This window comes from Prolinoborus fasciculus, from assembly GCF_056724605.1.
Window position 1 is genome coordinate 1 of sequence record NZ_JBWZQN010000155.1, and the last position, 755, is coordinate 755.

1 protein-coding gene is annotated in these 755 nt (G+C 35.4%); it reads right to left on the reverse strand.

Features of this window, described 5'->3' with window-relative positions; all coding sequences use genetic code 11:
• Positions 1–27 precede the first annotated feature (27 nt).
• Positions 28–729, reverse strand: a complete 702-nt coding sequence (locus AC1P5O_RS16690; RefSeq protein ID WP_001223318.1) for an IS1-like element ISPa14 family transposase — start codon at positions 727–729, stop codon at positions 28–30.
• Positions 730–755: the final 26 nt, after the last annotated feature.

The window sequence follows — 755 nt, forward strand, 5'->3', positions numbered from 1 at the left end:
GGTGGTGTTTCAAAAAGTATGCTGACATTAAATGAAGCCATTATTGATGTAAAAAAAGGTTAAGTCGAAAGCTTTAAAATGGTTTTCAATCTTTTTTGAAAAATTACAACTCCTTCTAAAACCGCGCCTAATTCGATGCCTTATCTTGCAATTATTACCTTCAATACCTACAGTAAAAAATTTACCAATACTTTGCTTGCAGTTTTTAAAAGCAGTGATGAAACTGTCCCAATGATCACTTGCAATTCGGGTGTAGTGAATACCTAATTGTTTAAGCTTTGTCTTCAATCGTTGAACTGTAGCTAAGTCTCTTTTACCCCAAACATAAGCAACAATCTCACCTGTTTCTCGATGGTAGGCGTAAATAAGCCATTGTTTATTATTTTTATTTCCCACGAAAGTCCAAAACTCATCAACTTCAAGAGACTCATAATGACTTTGTTTAGGCTGAATTTGGTAGGTCGATTCGGTTAAAGTACGTAAAACTTTACCGATACTGATTCGCTCAACTTCAGCGATATCTCGTATACCACTACCTCTGACCATCAACTGTAATATTTTTCGAGTAATGCCTGAATTACATCCTAGATAGCTCAGAGCATGGTCACCAATAAACTGACGTTTACAGTCTTTGCACTGATAGTTTTGTTTCCCATCTACTTTGATGCCATTTTTCTTTATACTGTCACTGAGGCAGGTTGGACATTTGATTTCTAGAGTTATTCGCATTTCTCTATTTTATCAAAATTCAACCT

What these genes read in the sequence shown, in the direction of transcription:
- AC1P5O_RS16690 (WP_001223318.1), bottom strand. Translation starts at nt 729, where the DNA reads ATGCGAATAACTCTAGAAATCAAATGTCCAACCTGCCTCAGTGACAGT.